Source organism: Candidatus Zymogenaceae bacterium (assembly GCA_016931225.1).
Lineage (GTDB): Bacteria > Desulfobacterota > Zymogenia > Zymogenales > Zymogenaceae > JAFGFE01.
The window spans coordinates 13,118-30,792 of sequence record JAFGFE010000020.1; the positions used below are offsets into that span (position 1 = coordinate 13,118).

At 57.3% G+C, this 17,675-nt stretch carries 15 protein-coding genes; 7 read left to right on the plus strand and 8 right to left on the minus strand.

All coding sequences use genetic code 11. The annotated features are described in order from the left end of the window. Nucleotides 1-167: 167 nt before the first annotated feature. The 3 genes from JW885_08935 to recG all read right to left on the minus strand — a co-directional run bounded on the left by JW885_08935 (nucleotide 168) and on the right by recG (nucleotide 4,499). On the minus strand, nucleotides 168-899 hold the full coding sequence (locus JW885_08935; protein ID MBN1882283.1) for a hypothetical protein: 732 nt from the start codon (nucleotides 897-899) through the stop codon (nucleotides 168-170). A 144-nt stretch (nucleotides 900-1,043) separates the two neighbouring features. Then, nucleotides 1,044-1,781 (minus strand): tetratricopeptide repeat protein, encoded by a 738-nt coding sequence (locus JW885_08940; GenBank protein MBN1882284.1) that lies wholly within the window; start codon nucleotides 1,779-1,781, stop codon nucleotides 1,044-1,046. A 186-nt stretch (nucleotides 1,782-1,967) separates the two neighbouring features. Then, on the minus strand, nucleotides 1,968-4,499 hold the full coding sequence (gene recG, locus JW885_08945; protein ID MBN1882285.1) for an ATP-dependent DNA helicase RecG: 2,532 nt from the start codon (nucleotides 4,497-4,499) through the stop codon (nucleotides 1,968-1,970). A 122-nt stretch (nucleotides 4,500-4,621) separates the two neighbouring features. On the opposite strand from recG, the gene JW885_08950 reads away from it, so the two are divergent. The 6 genes from JW885_08950 to JW885_08975 all read left to right on the plus strand — a co-directional run bounded on the left by JW885_08950 (nucleotide 4,622) and on the right by JW885_08975 (nucleotide 10,933). After that, nucleotides 4,622-5,671, plus strand: a complete 1,050-nt coding sequence (locus tag JW885_08950; GenBank protein ID MBN1882286.1) for an ABC transporter ATP-binding protein — start codon at nucleotides 4,622-4,624, stop codon at nucleotides 5,669-5,671. Then, nucleotides 5,664-6,392, plus strand: coding sequence for an energy transducer TonB (locus tag JW885_08955; GenBank protein MBN1882287.1), 729 nt, complete (start codon nucleotides 5,664-5,666; stop codon nucleotides 6,390-6,392). The genes JW885_08950 and JW885_08955 overlap by 8 nt, the downstream gene beginning before the upstream one ends. A gap of 72 nt (nucleotides 6,393-6,464) precedes the next feature. Further along, the gene (locus JW885_08960) at nucleotides 6,465-6,962 is read left to right on the plus strand and encodes a metal-dependent transcriptional regulator (GenBank protein MBN1882288.1); all 498 of its coding nucleotides are present in this window, start codon (nucleotides 6,465-6,467) and stop codon (nucleotides 6,960-6,962) included. A 528-nt stretch (nucleotides 6,963-7,490) separates the two neighbouring features. Continuing rightward, the gene (locus tag JW885_08965) at nucleotides 7,491-8,930 is read left to right on the plus strand and encodes a CoA-binding protein (protein ID MBN1882289.1); all 1,440 of its coding nucleotides are present in this window, start codon (nucleotides 7,491-7,493) and stop codon (nucleotides 8,928-8,930) included. Between the two features lie 16 nt (nucleotides 8,931-8,946). Next, a complete protein-coding gene (locus tag JW885_08970; protein ID MBN1882290.1) occupies nucleotides 8,947-10,251 on the plus strand; it encodes a DUF362 domain-containing protein in 1,305 nt (434 codons plus the stop codon). 475 nt (nucleotides 10,252-10,726) lie between these two features. After that, nucleotides 10,727-10,933 carry a DUF2934 domain-containing protein gene (locus JW885_08975; protein MBN1882291.1) on the plus strand — a complete coding sequence of 69 codons (207 nt, stop codon included), beginning with the start codon at nucleotides 10,727-10,729 and terminating at the stop codon, nucleotides 10,931-10,933. 147 nt (nucleotides 10,934-11,080) lie between these two features. On the opposite strand, the gene JW885_08980 is transcribed toward JW885_08975, so the two are convergent. After that, complete coding sequence (locus JW885_08980; GenBank protein ID MBN1882292.1) at nucleotides 11,081-11,935, minus strand: CPBP family intramembrane metalloprotease; 855 nt, start codon at nucleotides 11,933-11,935, stop codon at nucleotides 11,081-11,083. Between the two features lie 154 nt (nucleotides 11,936-12,089). On the opposite strand from JW885_08980, the gene JW885_08985 reads away from it, so the two are divergent. Then, the gene (locus JW885_08985; GenBank protein MBN1882293.1) at nucleotides 12,090-12,881 is read left to right on the plus strand and encodes a DUF1648 domain-containing protein; all 792 of its coding nucleotides are present in this window, start codon (nucleotides 12,090-12,092) and stop codon (nucleotides 12,879-12,881) included. Nucleotides 12,882-12,960: 79 nt separating this feature from the next. Here JW885_08985 and JW885_08990 read toward each other — a convergent pair whose 3' ends face one another. The 4 genes from JW885_08990 to ftsH form a co-directional block, all read right to left on the minus strand. Next, complete coding sequence (locus JW885_08990) at nucleotides 12,961-13,251, minus strand: PxxKW family cysteine-rich protein (protein MBN1882294.1); 291 nt, start codon at nucleotides 13,249-13,251, stop codon at nucleotides 12,961-12,963. 338 nt (nucleotides 13,252-13,589) lie between these two features. Next, nucleotides 13,590-14,225: a hypothetical protein gene (locus tag JW885_08995; protein MBN1882295.1), complete on the minus strand. Its 636-nt coding sequence runs from the start codon at nucleotides 14,223-14,225 to the stop codon at nucleotides 13,590-13,592. Nucleotides 14,226-14,320: 95 nt separating this feature from the next. Next, nucleotides 14,321-15,643 carry a 23S rRNA (uracil(1939)-C(5))-methyltransferase RlmD gene (rlmD, locus tag JW885_09000; protein MBN1882296.1) on the minus strand — a complete coding sequence of 441 codons (1,323 nt, stop codon included), beginning with the start codon at nucleotides 15,641-15,643 and terminating at the stop codon, nucleotides 14,321-14,323. Between the two features lie 110 nt (nucleotides 15,644-15,753). Further along, on the minus strand, nucleotides 15,754-17,580 hold the full coding sequence (gene ftsH / locus JW885_09005) for an ATP-dependent zinc metalloprotease FtsH (protein MBN1882297.1): 1,827 nt from the start codon (nucleotides 17,578-17,580) through the stop codon (nucleotides 15,754-15,756). Nucleotides 17,581-17,675: the final 95 nt, after the last annotated feature.

Genomic DNA, 17,675 nt, shown 5'->3' on the forward strand with positions numbered 1-17,675 from the left:
ATGTTTTTTTAAGTTTTTCTTAAACTAAAAGATGTTTCATTACCTACGGCGATAGATGCGTAGACTGCTGATAAAGACCGTTGGATTGGTGGGAAATATGTTAAAGAAAACCGATAAATAGGTAGCATCGAGGAGACACACAGTAGGCAGTTGCACGATTTTACAGCTTACAATTTTTCTTCCAATCTATTTATCAAGTATTTAACTATAGCATCTGCAAACTCGAATACAGTTATAACATTTCCTTTATCAACAAATGGTTTTGCATAAGATTGAATAATTGGATTGTCGTCAGCATACATATCCTTTTCTTCATATTGTTGTGTTTCAAAATTCAGAATCTTTGCTTTTTCCACTACTGCTCCTTTTGTAATACTTCTCAAATTATAATGTATATATGGATTGCGAATGTTTTTCCTAAAAGATTTAAGTTCTTTGGCAGGCTTTGATCCCAATAGTCCAACTTTTTTGGCTCTTCCAATGGATTCTCCAAAATCCATTTTTTCAAATTCTTCCCATTTTTCAGGATCATATTCTCCATATCCTCCAACTTCTTTTGTATAAGTTGTACGCTTCAGTGTAAATTCTATTAAGATTGCAGAAAGGGTAATTGCAGCTCCATTAAGACTAAATAGAATACATTCTTGAATTTCCCTATAGAGTGACCGTATTGATTGTGAAAAAAATTCATTTGGTACGGGAGGCAATTCCTTTTCCAATTTAATTGCAGACTCTAATCGTTCTTTAAAAAGTTCAGGTAATGTTTTATTGTGTGCAATCTCTATGGGAACTCCTTTTTCCCTGAGTTTTTCGATACCATTTGGATTTACAATAATAGTATCCGATCCTTGTGACAATCTTGTCATTAAATCAGCAAGACTATTCTCTTTTTTTGTCATGGCTTGTTCCTGATAACACTACAAAGCAATATGATTTCTTTTTAAAAAATAGCCCCTCCCTAATTACATGGCTAACATTCTCAACCACCTTCTCACCCGATATCCAAAAGCGACAGCCTTCCCGCAAAGCGGGTCATCAGCACTTCACAGTTCTCCCAGGATGGTGCACGCCTCTTCCTCGCCTTTTTCGCAAGCCGCCGCAAGGTCTACCTTCGCCTTTTCCACATCCCCCATGTCCCGATACATCAAACCCCGATTGAAATACGCCTCACTGTTATCCGGGTCCAGCTCAATGGCTTTCCCGAAATCCTCGACGGCCTCGTTATACCGGCCCATATTCTTATAGGCGATCCCCCGAGCGGTGTACGCATCGACACGTTCTCTATCCAGCTTGATAACCATATCGAAGTCATCGATCGCCTCTTCATAGCGCTCCAACTCCATGTAAGCGGATCCCCGGTTGTAGTATGCTTCGATATTTCCCGGATTCTCCTCGATCGCCGATGTGAAAAAGTTGACGGCCTCTTCATAGGCTCCCCCCTCGGCGAAGGAACGCCCTATCATGTTATTATGGGATGACAGCTTGATATTCCACTCGCTGGGACCTTCAGTGGTTGAGTCGTTTTCGGAGCCTTCGTTTTGAGACATTGGCGCCTTGTTATCGATTTCGCGGCCCGGAGAAACAGAGATGATTTCCCGGACATGGTACGCCGCCTTCTTGAAAAACTCTTCAACTCTTTCGAATGATTTGCCCCCAAAAAAATACTCATTTACTATTCTCGTTACCTTTGTATCGGAGCATTCACACACGACACCCAGAACCAGACAGAGGATTATAAAAAGCGCGACGATATCCCTCGGATCCCGCAGGTTGATTTGCATGTTCAGGATATTTCTCATGTATGCAGACGTCAATCCACTCTATGAATTTCTTAGAGTATTCCCATGTGCAGGATAATTACATGTCTGTCGATAGAGCCGGGGAGAAATGGTATCCCTGCGTTTCCCGCCCCTCGTTTCCGTAATATGGAGCCATACACAAAATCGGCGGGCCTTCGGAGACACCCTTCACCCGATATCCAGAAGCGACAGCCTGCCCGCAAAGCGGGTCATCAAGACTTCCCGGGTGATTTTGTGGGCGGGGTCGGTGAGGGTGGGGTCTTTTTTCAGCAGCGCTTCCGCCTCCCGGCGGGCGAGCAATAATGTCTCTATATCCCGTATCAAATGCGCCGCCCGGAACGCCGGGAGGCCGGATTGCCGGGTGCCCAGGAACTCCCCCGGCCCCCGGAGCTTCAAATCCTCCTCGGCGATGACGAAGCCGTCGGTGGTCCGGACCATCACCTCGAGCCTGCGCCTCCCCTCATCCGTCACGTTTCCGCGTGATATCAGCACACAGTAGGCCTGCTCCGCCCCCCGCCCCACCCGGCCCCTCAGCTGGTGGAGCTGGGCCAGGCCGAAGCGCTGGGCCTCCTCGATGACCATCACCGTGGCGTTGGCCACGTCCACCCCCACCTCCACCACGGTGGTGGAGACCAGGATCGATATCTCCCCCGCCTCAAAGGCCCCCATCACCCGCTCCTTCTCGTCCCCCTTCATCCGGCCGGTCAGAAGCCCCACCCGGTATTCGGGAAACGCCGCCGAGAGCTCCTCGGCGGTGCGGGTGGCGTTTTTCAAATCCAGCTTCTCCGACTCCTCCACCAGGGGGCAGACCACATAGGCCTGTCGCCCGTGGGAAAGCTGGTGGTGCAAGAGATCATGGAGGCGTTTCGTCTCGTCGGCGCCGAGGAGCAGGGTCTTTATAGGTTTCCTCCCCGGGGGCTGCTCGTCGATGACGCTCACATCCAGGTCGCCGTAGACCGTCAGCGCCAGGGTCCGGGGGATGGGCGTGGCGGTCATGACGAGGACTTCCGTTAAATGCCCCTTCTCCTTCAGGGCGCCCCGCTGGAGCACGCCGAAGCGGTGCTGCTCATCCACCACCGCAAACCCCAGATCCGAAAACTCCACCCCCTCCTGTATCAGGGCGTGGGTGCCAAAGACGATCTGTATCGTGCCCGCGGCAAGCCCAGAAAGGATCTCCTCCCGCTGGGTTCCCGCCACCGACGCCGTCAGAAGCGCCGACGTCACACCGATGTCGGAAAGGGGCTTTTCGAGATTCCGGTAATGCTGCTCCGCCAAAATCTCCGTGGGGGCCATCAGCGCCGCCTGGGCGCCGTCCTCCACGGCCGCCAGCGCCAGGGCCGCCGCCACCACGGTCTTGCCGGAGCCCACGTCCCCCTGGATGAGCCGGTGGGTGGGCCGGGGGGAGGTGAGGTCGGCAAGGGTCTCCGCCAGCACCCGCTTTTGCGCGCCGGTGAGGGGAAAGGAGAGCCCCCCCAGGAACTTTTCCATGAGCGCGCCCTTCCCGGTAAAGGCCCTGCCGGGAGACGTGATAATGTGCTTCTTTTTCACCAAGAGCCCCAGCTCCATGATGAAAAATTCATCCATGGCGACGCTCTTTACCGGGAGCCAGTTTCCGTCGTCGATGTTCGGCTCGCCGTGCGTGCGGTCCGGATCGTGGATGTGGGAGACGGCCTCGGAGAGGGAGAGAAGCCCCAGGCGCGACCTGACCTCCTCGGGCACCCCGTCCGGGAGGTATCCGGCGAACCCCCCGGAGGCGTTCTTGACGATGCCGACCATCTGCATCAGGCGCATCCGCTCAGGCAACGGATAGCGGGGGATGAACTCCCCCCGGTAGTCCGCCTCCCCGCCCTCCCAAGTCTCCACGTCCGGGTGGACCATGTTCCATCGGTTTCCGAACTCCGTCGGCGTGCCCCGGATAAGCAGCTTCATCCCCTTTGAAAAGCGGTTTTTCATGTAGGGGAGGTTGAACCAGACGAGGCTCAGAACGCCCTTGCCGTCGGTGACGATCACCTCGGTGATGCGCCTGCTCCGCCGCCCCCTGCCTCCGGTGAACCGCTCCCCCACCGTCACCACGTCGGCCACCAGCGCCGCCTGTTCCCTCAGCGTCAGCTCCCGGATCGATTTGAGGCGGGTCATATCGATGTAGTAATTGGGAAACTGGTAGAGCAGATCCTCCACGGTGTGCACGTCCCGCTTGGCGAATACCTGCGCCCTTTTCGGCCCCACGCCCTTGACGAAGGTCGCCGGCGTATCCAGCTTTTCCCGGGAAAGGGCGTAGGAGAGAGCGTCCGGCGGCCTCCCGGAGAGGGGGGGAGGTGTGGGTGCGGCGGGGGCTTTTGGTTTTTTCCCCGGCTTTTTCCCGGTCCGGGGCGGTTTCTCCTTTTTTTCCTCCTCGTCGATGACGGCCTCAAGGATCGTCCGGATCGCCCCCAGGCGCCGTTTTTTCTCTTCGAGAGACGCCCCGTCGAACCCGGCGCTCAATCCTTCCAGCTCTTCAATGACGGCGGCGTGTGAATCTTCTCCCACCGATGACCGCATCACCCCAATGAGGGCGGCGGCCGTCGCCTCGAATCCCTTCAGGTTGGCGAGGTTGGCGAAGTCGTCCTTCATGGCGAAGGTCACCGGCTTCATCAATCGATCTGCGACATCACTCGTCGAGACGATGTCCCCGTTTTTCCCGTGTGTGCGCCCGGAATCCATACCGGCAAGTCTACACTAACCGGCTCCGGTTGAAAACCCTTTTTCTCGCCCGCGGCAAAGGCCTTGACATGCACGGTCCTGGGATTTACTATGAGTTTTTATGCTGACCCTGTGAGTCGCCGGTGAGCTATCTTTCCCTCCAAAACATCTCCAGGCGCTTCGGCGAGATCGTCGCCCTGGACGACATCAGCCTCAACCTCGAGCGGGAGCGGATCACGGCGGTCCTGGGGCCGTCTGGATGCGGAAAGTCGACCCTCCTTCGCATCGCGGCGGGGCTGGAGGTCCCGGACACGGGATCCGTCTTCCTCGATGACCGCGACATCACGCACCTTCCCCCCCGGGAGCGAAACGTGGCGATGGTCTTTCAGGATTTCGCCCTCTACCCCCACATGACGGTGGAGAAAAACCTGACCTTCGGCCTGACGGTTCGGGGCACACCCCGCCGGGAGGCGAAGAAAAAGGCATACGAGGCGGCAGAGCTTCTGGGCATCACCGATCTTTTGGGGCGAAAGCCGGGGAAGCTCTCCGGCGGGCAGCAGCAGCGGGTGGCCCTGGGCAGGGCCATCGTGAAGGACCCGGCGATCTTTCTGATGGACGAGCCGCTGAGCAACATCGACGCCCAGCTCCGGGGGCGGATGCGGACGGAGATCGCCTCCCTCATGCGGGACGTGAAGGGGACGCTGCTCTACGTGACCCACGACCAGGTGGAGGCGATGACGATCGCCGACACCCTTGCGGTGATTGAGAACGGCAGACTCCTCATGGCGGCCCCGCCCCGGGAGGTATACGACCGGCCCGCCGACCTTTTCGTCGCCCGGTTCGTGGGGACCCCCTCCATGAACATCATCGAGCCGAAGGAGCCTCTCTACCGGGACCTTGCGGGGCTTCTGGCGAAAAAGGCCGCCTCACCGAACGGCTCGATCCTCGGGTTTCGTCCCGAGGCGTTATCCATCACCCCGGAGGATGATACGTTGTCCGTCGCCCTGGAGGCACGGGTTGTCTTCGTGGAGGAGATGGGTCACGAAAACCACTTGACCGTGGAGATAAGCGGCTCACGGCTCGTCATCCGGGAGGAGCGCCGCTCCCCCTCCCCCGGAGAGACGGTGACGGTATTTTTCGATGCGGGCCGCATGCACCGATTCGACGCCGACACGGGGAAGAGACATGACTGACACCCGCGGGCGCCGCACACCCGCAGAAACCAACAAGGTCCGGGAAGGCATCATACCCCCACCCCGGGATGAAAACAGGCGGAGACCCGCGTCCTTCTTGACCCTGTCTTTCCTCCTGCATGCGGCCTTCCTGGTTCTTCTGGCCCCCCTGATATTCATCCCGGGAGACGCGGCGACGGGAGACCTCGAGGTCATCAGCGTGACGGTCCTGGTCGATGAGGGTCACTCCGATACGGAGCCGACGACATCGATGGAGGAAACCCGGACCCCGGAGGAGACCGTCCCCACGACCGACGCTCCCGCCATCGACGTCCCCGCCCCGGACGGGGATGTGCACGACAAGAGAGAGCTGTCGGGGGAGCCGAATGATCGGGAAAACAGCGGCGGGGATGAGGTCGGAACGAATCTCACGGGCATTCCCGGTGATAATCCCGCCCTCTTCCGCTATATCGCCCGGGTGCACACCAAAATAGAGCAAAGGAAATACTACCCCTCATCATCGCGCCGGATGAAGGAGGAGGGAACGGTAACGGTGTCGTTTCAGCTGACGCCTGCGGGGGACCTCGTCACCCTGTCTGTTTCTTCAAGCTCGGGGTTCCCCGATCTGGACGACGCCGCCCTGGACGCCGTGCGAAACGCCTCTCCATACCCCCCGTTTCCCAAGAGTCTCGGGACGGCGCTTCTTTCGCTGAAGGTGCCCATCACCTATGAGCTGAGATAGGCCGACGTCCTTCGATTGACAGATCGAGCTCTCCGGCCTACAATAGAAAAAGTGAGATCGAAAGGAAAGAAAATGACCACACGGCACGACCTGAGCGCCAGCATGGAGGACTACCTTGAGGTCATTCACCACCTCATCGTCAAGCACCAAACGGCCCGGGTTCGGGACATCGCCGACGCCCTGGACGTCAAGATGCCGTCGGTCACGGGCGCCCTCAGGAAGCTTTCCCAAAAAGGCCTGGTCAATTACGATCCGCACCAGTTCATCACCCTGACAGATGAGGGCGAGCGGGTGGCGAAGGAGGTCGCCCGGAGTCACCGCACCATCGCACGGTTCCTGGAGACGGTGCTGGACGTCGACCCCGAGACCGCCGATAAAAACGCATGCCGGATGGAACATGCCGTGGATGACGTGGTACTGTCCCGCCTGGTGAAATATCTCGAATATATCGAAACCTGTCCCCTCGCGGGCGCCGAATTTAAGGAGCGATTCGGCACGTTCTGCAAACACGGGAAAGACCCGGACATGTGCGATCTCTGTATGCATGAGCGCACGAAAAACATGAAATAGCGCCGCGAACCGATTGCAGTCGCCGACGAGGGGCCTATCTCCCCTTTCCACACCGGGGTGGGTCACAAGACTTCACCTCTTTTGCATACACGCCCGACGCTCTTCGAAAGCGCCCGTTTCCGATCCCGGGGTCTCCCTTCTTTCAAAAACAGATAATTCATGCCCCGGTCCGCCCACCTTACCTTCGATCGCCGTAGAAATTAATCAAGGATTCCACCACCCCACCCGGATCCGGCGGCTTACCCTGCGGGTGGTTTCCCTCAGGGCCGTTTCCCCCCGGCGGTCACGCCGGCCCCTCCGCCCCGCCGCATGTGAGAATCACACATAACCTCCAACATCATGAGCGCCGCGCCGGCCCGGCGTTTCCCCCATATCATTCTATATTAAAAAACTTTGACAGATTGATTACTTGTATGGTATTTTTTCAGATTATGCGCTTAAGGGAAGGGCGCCTCGGTAATCGAGACACCCTTCCACACAGTTGAAAGAAAATTCGTATCAATCACCAACCAACACACAGGGCACATCATGATCGACCTGAACCCGCTGTTTTATCCCGAATCAGTCGCCGTCATCGGCGCGTCTCCAAACGTAATCAGAGACCGGGGCGGTTTTTTCAACAGCCTCAGGCTGCGTTATTCGGGAAGGCTCTACGCCGTCAATCCCAAATACGATGAAATCCACGGGGTCGCCTGCTATCCCTCCATCAAAGACATCAAGGACCGTATCGACTACGCCCTGATTATGGTCCCCAACACGGCGGTCCTCCCGGTGCTGACCGAGTGCGTGGAGGCGAAGGCCCGCTTCGTGCTGATATTCACCTCCGGTTTCTCCGAGGCGGGCAACGACGAACTGGAAAACCGCCTCAAAGAGGTGCTTCAGGGGGGCGAAACCCGGGTCATCGGCCCCAATTGCATCGGTGTGCACTGCCCGGAGTCCGGCGTCATCTATTACCCGGAGATGGCGGGAGCCATTCCGGGAACCATCGGATATTTTTCCCAGTCCGGCGGCCACGCCCTAAACTTCCTCCTTCGGGGCATCTCCATGGAACTTGAGTTCAACAAGGTGGCGAGCATCGGCAACCAGATGGATTTGAAGGTTGAGGATTATCTGGAATACTTTGCCTCGGACGATCGAGTCAAGGTTATCTGCGGCTACGTGGAGGACATCAAGGACGGAAAACGATTCAAGAAACTTGTGTCGAAAACCCTCCTGGAGGCAAAAAAACCGCTCGTCATCTGGAAGGGCGGCCGATCCGAGGCCGGTGCCCGGGCCACAGAGAGCCACACGGGGGCGATCACCTCGCCCATCAAGGTGTGGGACGCGGTGATGGATCAGCTGGGAGTTATCAGCGCCGAGAACCAGGAAGAGCTTGCGGACATCCTGCTGGCCTTCAAGTGCGGATTTCTCCCCAGCGGTATGAACACCTGTATCGCCGTGGCCGGGGGCGGCAGCTCCGTGGAGCTGACCGACGGGGCGTCTATGAACGGCCTCTCGGTTCCCCCCATTGCGGAAGACATCCAGGAGATCATCGCAAGGGACATCTCCAGCGTGAATACGTCCACGAAAAACCCCATAGACCTGGGGATGTTCGGCTTCGCTCCGAATATTTTCGTCAACGCCGCGGTCGAGGCGGCGAAGGACCCGAACATAGATATCATCATGGTCTGTCAGTATCCTGAAATGATTAAAACCATGGTCAAGGATTTGTGGGAAGCCAGCGTCACCATGATCGTTGAAGGTCTGCAAACCGTCGACAAGCCGGTGGTAATGATCATCCCGAGACTTTTCCAGAACAACGCCGAAACAGAAGCAGCTCGCGGTGAATTCGTCCACAGACTCACTCGAGCGGGCATCCCCTCATATCCCACCGCAGAACGGGCCGCCAGGGTGGCGGTCAAACTGATACGCTACCGGAGATTTCTGGAAAGTAAAGGTGTAACGCTCCCAAAACGCGGGGCGGCTTAAAAAGAGAGGTGTTCCCATGTCACAACCCATCGTCTCCATCGTTACCTATACCGAACCTGTTGAATCGTTAAGAAGCGCGGTTGAAAAGGCGGAAGGTTTTTCCAAACTGAAATCGGGCGACCGGGTGGTTATCAAGCCCAACGCCCTTACCTGGGACAACGACCACAAAATCCCCCCGTACGGCGTGTTCACCACCACCCGGATGGTCCAGGACATGGTGACACTGCTGAAGCAATTCGGCGTTACGGATATCACCATCGGCGAAGGATCGGTCCAAATCTACAAAGATTCCCCGGGGTCTCTTGAGGTAATGAAAAACCTCGGATACGAGGAGATCGCCCGAAAAGAGGGGGTGAAGCTTGCGGACTTCAACACGGGAGAATTCACGAAGGTAGAGGTGGCCGACGGCGTCTCTCTTCATTTCGCAAAAGAGGCGATGGAGGCCGATTTTCTCATCGATATCCCCGCCATGAAGACCCACTCCCAGACGAAGGTATCCCTCGGATTCAAGAATCTGAAAGGCACCCTCAAGACGGTATCGAAGCGGACCTGTCATCACAAGGACCTGGACCTCGATTACTTCGTCTCCCTGGTGGGAGAGACCGTGGCCCCGGCGCTGACGATCATCGACGGCATATACGTCCTGGAAAAAGGCCCCATCCACACCGGGAACGCCTACCGGGCGAACACCATCGTCGCCTCCACCGACATGCTGGCGGCGGACATCACCGCCACGGTACTGATGGGGCTTGATCCCCACGACATCGGCCACCTCGCGGCCTTCGCGGAGCGAAACGGCCGCTCGCTGGATACGGCGGATTTTGACATCCGGGGTGAGAGCATCGAAATAAAGAAGACACCCGTCAAGTGGGATTGGAACTGGAACGCGGACAACACCGGCCCGACGATCTTCGACCGCATGGGCATCAGCGGCGTTGCGGTGCCCAAGTACGACTCGACGCTGTGCACCGGCTGCTCCCCGGTGGTGAACATGGCCAATATCTTCATCATCTCCGGTCACAAGGGAGAGCCGTTCTCCAACTTCGAGGTTCTCTCGGGGAAAAGGATGCAGGCGCGCCCCGGCTACGACAAGACGATACTTATCGGAAACTGCATCATCAAGGCGAACAAAGACAATCCGAACATCAAAGAGGCCGTGAAAATCCCCGGATGCCCGCCGAAGGTGAGCGATCTGAAATCGGCGCTTTCCGACTGCGGCGTTCAGTACGTGGAAGGCGCCTACGACTATTACCTCAACCAGCTCTCCGGAAAATACGACGGCAAGGAGGGATTCGAACCGTCATTTTATATTGCCGGGTAGACCAACGTATGGAATAGAAAACCGGTGACGTGCTCAGCCGTCACCGGTTACATCTTTGCCGCCGAGGGCCCCTTTCTCCTTCGTGGGTGGAGCGGGGCGGAAAAATCTACGGCATGATTCCCCCTCATGTTCCCGACTCACCAACCTTTCGCACCTCTTTCTGTACCGAAAAACGCGGATACTGGTTCTTTTTTGCATCCTCATATGTACAGACGGAATACTCTTGTGTGACAAAAATACCCGATTTCGCAGAACACACCGTTTTCTGCAACACGGACACAAGACATCACACCCCGCTGCGACACCCAATGAGTTATACGGCGTCCTGAATACCGCATGGGTAATATACTATATTTTAACTTGACTATTCGGCCGATACGGCCCTATACTGTATACGTGTGCCGTCATCACGGCAGTATTCCTTCCTAACCGCACCGCACGTGCCTCATGTTCCGTTTTTTTAATGGAGTGTATCATGGCGAAACAGGCGGCGAAGACAAAGGCGGCGACGCCGAAAAAACCAGCAAGAAAAAAGGTTGATCTGGGGGAGTTTCTGGAGGAAATCAGGGCCCGAGCCCACGAAATCTTCGAGCAGCGAACCAGAGACGGCATTTCAGGAGACGACCTCTCCGACTGGCTCCAGGCGGAAGCGGAGATCAAGAAAAAGTACAAGATCACGTAATACTATTTTATTCCGACCCTCCTCCGCCACACGATCCTTTTATTTTCTCAAGCGACCGTTACCTTCCCTGTACCGACTCCCGGAAGCCTGCAACCGCACTCGACAACACACGACATACGATCACCCGACTTCTGGATGCAGTACGCTTCAACCCCGAGGTTCATGAGCCTCGTGCGATGGGATTGTGTCACCCTTTTCGTCATCACCTCCTCTTTCCGGCGCCAGCTTTTTCACCAGGAAGATCGACGCCAGGAATATCGCCCCGGCCCCGGCTAAAACCCCCGCCGGCACGTGGGCCAGCTCGTCCGCCGGGGCGGCGGACATCCCCGGCACCTCCGCCAGCTCCAATAAAAACGGGATGGAGATGGAATTGTGCAGCGCATGGGCGATGAAGGTGTCCGACGTGCGGTACCCCGCCGATATCATCCAGGCGTAGATCAGCCCCAGGATGAGCGTGGCCGGAAACTGTATCGGATTGAGGTGGATAACCATGAATACGACGGCGGTGAAGACAATTCCGAACCGTATCCCGTGATGGGACGCCACCCCCCGGTAGATCACCCCGCGAAACACCCCCTCCTCCATGGCCGGGCCGATAATCGCCACCGACGCCACCACCAGGGCCAAATCTACCGGGCTGTCCTTTGGAAAAAGCCTGGTGATCTGCCAGAGGAGATCCTCGTACCGGGCCGGATCGATCAGGTATGTGGCCACCAGGTTGTCGAGTTCGGAAAGCAGTATCGCTAAACTCACCGTCATCGTGAGTATCGGGAGTAGCGCCTTCAGGTTGAGCGCCCCCCAGGCGACGGCCTGCTCCAGCGGCTCCCGGTTGACCTTCGACGCGATGATCATCACCGCAAGGGCCGAAATGCTGATGGAGACGAGAATCATCAGGCCCGTTGAGCCGATCAGCGCCCCGAGGAAGCCGAGATAGGCCTGAAAAAAAAGATAGAGAATCACCAGCACGAAAGAGAAAAAAATCCCCGGAAATCGCTGTTTCATATATATCCTCCAATGTCCCCGGCCCACTGGGCGAAACCCGTACCCAAGGTAACCAAAAAAAAGCCTTTTGACAAGGCCAAACCGCCCTGATAGACTGTCCCGGTGAAATTTGAAGCCCCGATCGCCCATGAATCATACATGGAAAGGAACGATCATGTCCAACCCCTCCGTTCGCTCTCATCTGCCGGCATTTGTGATCGTCCTCATCGTGATTGTGGTCGGCGTGCTGCTGCTCCCCTCCCTGCCGGAAGAGGTGCCCATCCATTACGACCGCGCCGGAAACCCGGACGCCTCCGGCCCGGCAACACTTGTGGTGACCCTGTTTTCCGCCTCCATGCTGGGCATGTTCATCTTCATGCTGATTTCAGACATTTTTTTGGTGTATCCGGTTCTTCCGGGAAAGATGATGGCCGCCATCAACGCCGTTATCGCCGCCACGATGTCCGTGGTGTACGGCACCGCCCTGGCGATGGACCTGGGAAAGATTGAAAACATGAACACCGGCCTGGTCCTCGGATTTCTCATTATCATCGCCGTGTGCCTGTTCCTCTATTTTGCCGCGGCCCGAAGGCTGGATGAGTCGGTCTCGGCACTGGGCTCCGTGGAGTACTTCGAGAAAACCAGCCCGTCGTGGTTCTATTATCTTTTTATCTTTGCGATCCCCCTGATTCCCCGATATCTCCTTTTAAGCGATAGGGGTATCGGCATCCTGGGTGTGCTCTATCGGATCACCATCCCCTGGTACGACGTCGATTCCGTCACGGCGATGGACCTCACTACGGGGGGCAAAAAGGCGGGTCTCCCGGTGAAGATCTACCACACGTTCACAAACCTGGTCCTTGTTCGCATTACGGGAAAGAAGGCGTCCATCATCATCTCCCCACGGGAAAGGGAGAAGTACCTTCGCATCGCCGGGGATTATGTGTCGGGAAAACCGCCGGCATGATGACGTGAATCCACGGGGTGAAATAAAAAGGGCCGAAGTCTCTCTTCGGCCCTTTTTACGTCCCTGTTCGGGGTATCGGTTACCGGGCGCCTGCCGCGGCCCGCTTCGAGGCCTTCAGGGGGTTGATCTTTTTGGTGTCATCCACCGCTTCGCCGGCCTTCATATGAGTGGCGAGGTTGCATACTCCCCGGGCCCATTTGATACTGGGATCCGGCGTCGACGAGCAGTACTTGCCGGTGGGAAGTTCGATTATACGGGCGCATCCTTCGCACGCTTCGACGATGGTGTAGCAGCTACCGCCGTTGAAGTCACACCCCTTCTTGGTCATAAATACACAAGACGTTCCCGGTTTGATGGTTGCACAGTCCATGGCTGGGGTCCTCCTCTTTTCAGAAATACGATTGCGAAAATGAGATGTAAAAAAACCGGACACCTCTGTTTCACGCCCGGTTATAATGAAACGCCCGAAACTAAGATAATCGGGACAGTAACTTTATATTATCTCAAAATAAAAAATATATGTCAAGAAAATAATTAAGCTTTTTAAAAACATCGATGACATACAATGAACCCTTTCTTTCAATGACTCAGGGCATACAACGCGCCCCCGCAGAACCCGCGCAAAACGTCCATACAGAGAAAGCGATAAAAAAAAGGCGCCTTGCAGGATGTTCCCGAAAGCGCACCACCCGGGGAGGGTCCTGTCTTTCACTCCTCCCTGTCTTCGGATTCAGGGTTTTTCCTGAAAAACGCGTTTCCGACCGTGTCGATCTTGTCCGGTGACGCATGCGTCGGATGAACTCGATAAGACGTCTTTGACGGTTTCATGTTTGTCAGTGAAAGATTCTTGAGCGTCTTTTCATGATGAATACCGTCACAGTTCGTATAGATACACCTCCTGCACTTTTCTCTCGCCGTGTCTATATCCGCAATCTTCATGAGCTTCTCGGAAGATTCGATCCTGAAGAATCCGTTCAGACACATCATGGATTCATAGCATGAATCGATATCTATCATTTCCTCATATACCGAACAGTAGTGCGGATGGTCAAAATCGCAGTAGTCATAGATGTTATCCGAGGTGTTCTCGTGATACACCCGCACCACGAGGTCTCCGGAGCGGTATATCACAGGCACGTCGGTGTATAACAGCAGGTCGCAGTGGTGAACGCTGGCGTCAAACCCACCGTTGAATGAATACGTCCTGTCGCCGAAATCATACAGGTATTCAACATCCGATACACTGTATACGCCCTGAATCCTTTTCGCCAGATCATCCAGGGTGTGCGTGATCGCCATGTCGATCTCGCGTCTTCCGGCTTCACTGTTTAGGAGTATTTTCATGATACAGACACTCCCCCGATGCGTCGATTCCGACCGGTCTTCCCCCCCATCCCACACTTCAGGCCGTAGGACGGCGCACATCGGCGCTCGATGCATCAGTCGGATCGGTCATCGGCGTCCCCCTTCCGGACGAGGCGGGCCAGCGTCTCCACGTGAAAGGTGTGGGGGAACATGTCGAACACGGAGGCGGATTCGAGGCGAAAGCCGTGATCCATCAGGATGCGCACGTCCCGGGCCAATGTCGCAGGCGCGCATGAGATATAGAATATCTCCTCGGCACCCAGAGACGGCAGGAGCCGGGCGACATCATGTGCGCCGGTCCGGGGCGGATCCAGCACCACAACATCGAATTGCTCCCCCTGCTCGACGGCGTCTGTGAGGTAGTGCGCCGCGTCGGCCGTGACGACCTGTGAGTGTTGCGCGCCGAGGGATTGAAGCGTCTTTTCGGCACGGGCCGACAGCGTCTCGTCCCGTTCCACCGCCGTCACCCGTGCCCCCCCGGCCGCTAGGGGAAGGGTAAAGTTCCCGCCGCCGGAAAAAAGCTCCAGCACCGTTTTTTCGGAAATATCATGAGAGAGAAGGTGATCAATGAGCTTTCTGTTTACGTCCGGATTCGCCTGGACGAATCCGTTCGCCGAAAACGATATCGCCCCGCCGGGTGCTGTGGACGACCCCGGATAGACGACCAGGGGGTCACCGAAGGTGCGGCACCCCGATCGATTGGCGAGTACGAGGCCCGAAACGTCGAGCCGCCGCATCGCGGCCCGTACCGCCTTCTCCCCCGGTATAAACCCGCCGGAAAGAGTGAGAAGAGCGACGACCCGATCCCCCTCCCCCGCCAGGAGCCTGAGCTCCCCCCGTCCATGAAACTTCAGGGCGGAGAGCGCCGCCCCCGCTCCGGCGATTCGTGAAGAAAGCGCAGGAAACGCCACGGGACACTCCTGAACCTTTATGATGCGTCGGCTCTTCCGGGCGAAAAAACCGACCTGCTGCCCCCGGGGGCCCGCCTCGCACTGCATCTCCAGGACGACGCGCCAGCCGCGAAGAGAGGACGACGGCGCCACGGGCGGGACATGCACCCCCTCGATCCCCGCAATGCGCTCCAGGGCGTCCGTCACGATGCGCTGCTTCGCGTTAAGCTGCATCGGGTAGGAAATGTGCTGCCACTGGCACCCGCCGCATACGCCGGCATGGGGGCAGAAGGGGTCCGTCCGATGGGGCGAGGGCGTCAGGAGCTCCTCCAGCCTTCCCCTGATGTAGCTTTTTTTGTCCTCGACCGCAGAAAAAAAGACCACGTCCCCCGGCACGGCGTCGGGGATGAAGACCACCTTCCCCCGGTGTCGGGCGACGCCGAAACCGCCCTCGGCCAGGGATTCAATCGTCACCGTGCCGCCGGAATAGATGTAGGATGCGCCCATTTTATGAAAAAACGCCTCAAAAAAAACCGAGGCTCCGTCGGGTTGCACACGCCCTTACGGGCGGCGTCCCGGAACCCCGAGTCGTGTTTTGAATCATGCCTCCGCCCGGGCTACGTCCCGCTTTCTGGGGATTGTGCCGGTTCAAGAAAGCTCTTGAGCTCGTCGTCCTCCAGCACCTCGATATCCAACAGACGCCTGGCCATCCTCTCCATGCGATCCCGGTTCTGAGAGAGGATACCCTCCGCGGTCCGGTAGGCCTCGTCGATGATGCGCTTGATCTCCTTGTCGATCTCCCGGGATGTATCGTCGCTGTAGTCCGGAATCGACTCGAGACCTGTACCCATCATGTTCGCCCTCGGCTCGCTTTCGTAGGAGACCAGGCCCATCTTTTCGCTCATGCCGTACTCCTTGACCATGCGCCGGGCGATGTCCGCCGCCTTGCTCAGGTCGTTGTGTGCGCCGGTGGAGGGCTCTCCGAATACGATCTCCTCCGCCGCCCGGCCTCCCAGGAGCGTCGCCAGCTTTCCGTTGAGCTCTGTCCTGGTCATCAGGTATCGATCCTCGGTGGGAAGCTGCAGCGTGTATCCCAGGGCGGCGATGCCCCGGGGGACGATGGATATCTTCTCCACCGGGTCAGTGCCGGGGAGGTTTGACGCCACCAGGGCGTGGCCGACCTCGTGATAGGCCACCCGTTCCTTCTCCTCCTGGTTCATCAAGCGGTTTTTCTTCTCCAGTCCCGCCACCACCCGCTCGATGGCCTCGTCGAAATCGTCCCCGTCCACGGCGTCCTTTCCCCTTCTCGCCGCAAGCAGCGCCGCCTCGTTGGCGATGTTCGCCAGGTCCGCTCCGGCGAAGCCGGGGGTTTTAGCGGCGATTCGATCGAGATCCACGTTGCCTGCGAGAACCAGCTCCCGGACGTGAATCTTTAGGATATCCAGCCTCCCCTTCTTGTCCGGCCTGTCCACCAGGACGTGCCGGTCGAACCGTCCGGGCCGAAGCAGGGCGGGATCGAGAATCTCGGGCCGATTGGTGGCGGCCATCAGGATGAGCCCCGCCCGCGCGTCGAATCCGTCCATCTCCACGAGCAACTGGTTGAGGGTCTGCTCTCGCTCGTCGTTGCCACCGGATACGTTCACCCCCCGCACCTTTCCCAGGGCGTCAAGCTCGTCTACGAAGATGATGCAAGGGGCCTTGGACTGGGCCTGGTTGAAGAGGTCCCGCACCCGGGCGGCCCCCACTCCCACGAACATCTCCACGAATTCAGATCCGGAGATGGAGAAAAACGGCACGCTGGCCTCCCCCGCCACGGCCCGGGCCAGCAGCGTCTTCCCTGTCCCCGGCGGGCCCACCAGGAGTATCCCCTTCGGGATTTTGCCCCCCAGCCGCCGGAACTTGTCTGGATTCTGCAGGTATTCGATGACCTCTGTCAGTTCCTCCTCCGCCTCGTCCACCCCCGCCACGTCGGTGAAATCGACGCTTACCTGGTCCTCGGCGTAAATCTTCGCCTTGGAGCGGCCCACGGACATGAAATCCGCGCCACCCCTCCCCATGCGCCTGAGCAGGTAAAACCAGACGAAGCCGAACAGGAGGAACAGGGGGAGCCACAATAACAGCTGCATCAGAAAGGTGTTTTCCAGCTTCCCGGAATATGTGACGCCCTTCTCGTTGAGCAGCGGCACCAGATCCGGGTCCTCCACCACGACGGTCTTGAAGGTCACCTCGCCGTTCTCGTCACCTTCCATCTCGTCGTCTTTCTCCACCTTCAGCGTTCCCTGGATCTCGGCGGTGCCGATCTTCAGGTCGCTCACCCGTCCCTCCTCCACGGCGGCGCGAAACTCGCTGTAGGTCAGCTCCTCGACCTTCTCCTTGAAGAAAAAGCTCGCCGCAAAGTATATCGCCACCACTGCCAGGATGATAAACCAGGGTGAAAATTTCATGCCGGGCGTTTGCCGGTCCCGGGGAGGACGGTCCGGGCCCTTGGGGTTGGTTTCCGGTTTGTCCGGTTTTTTCTCTTTATTATCGTGTTCTGTCA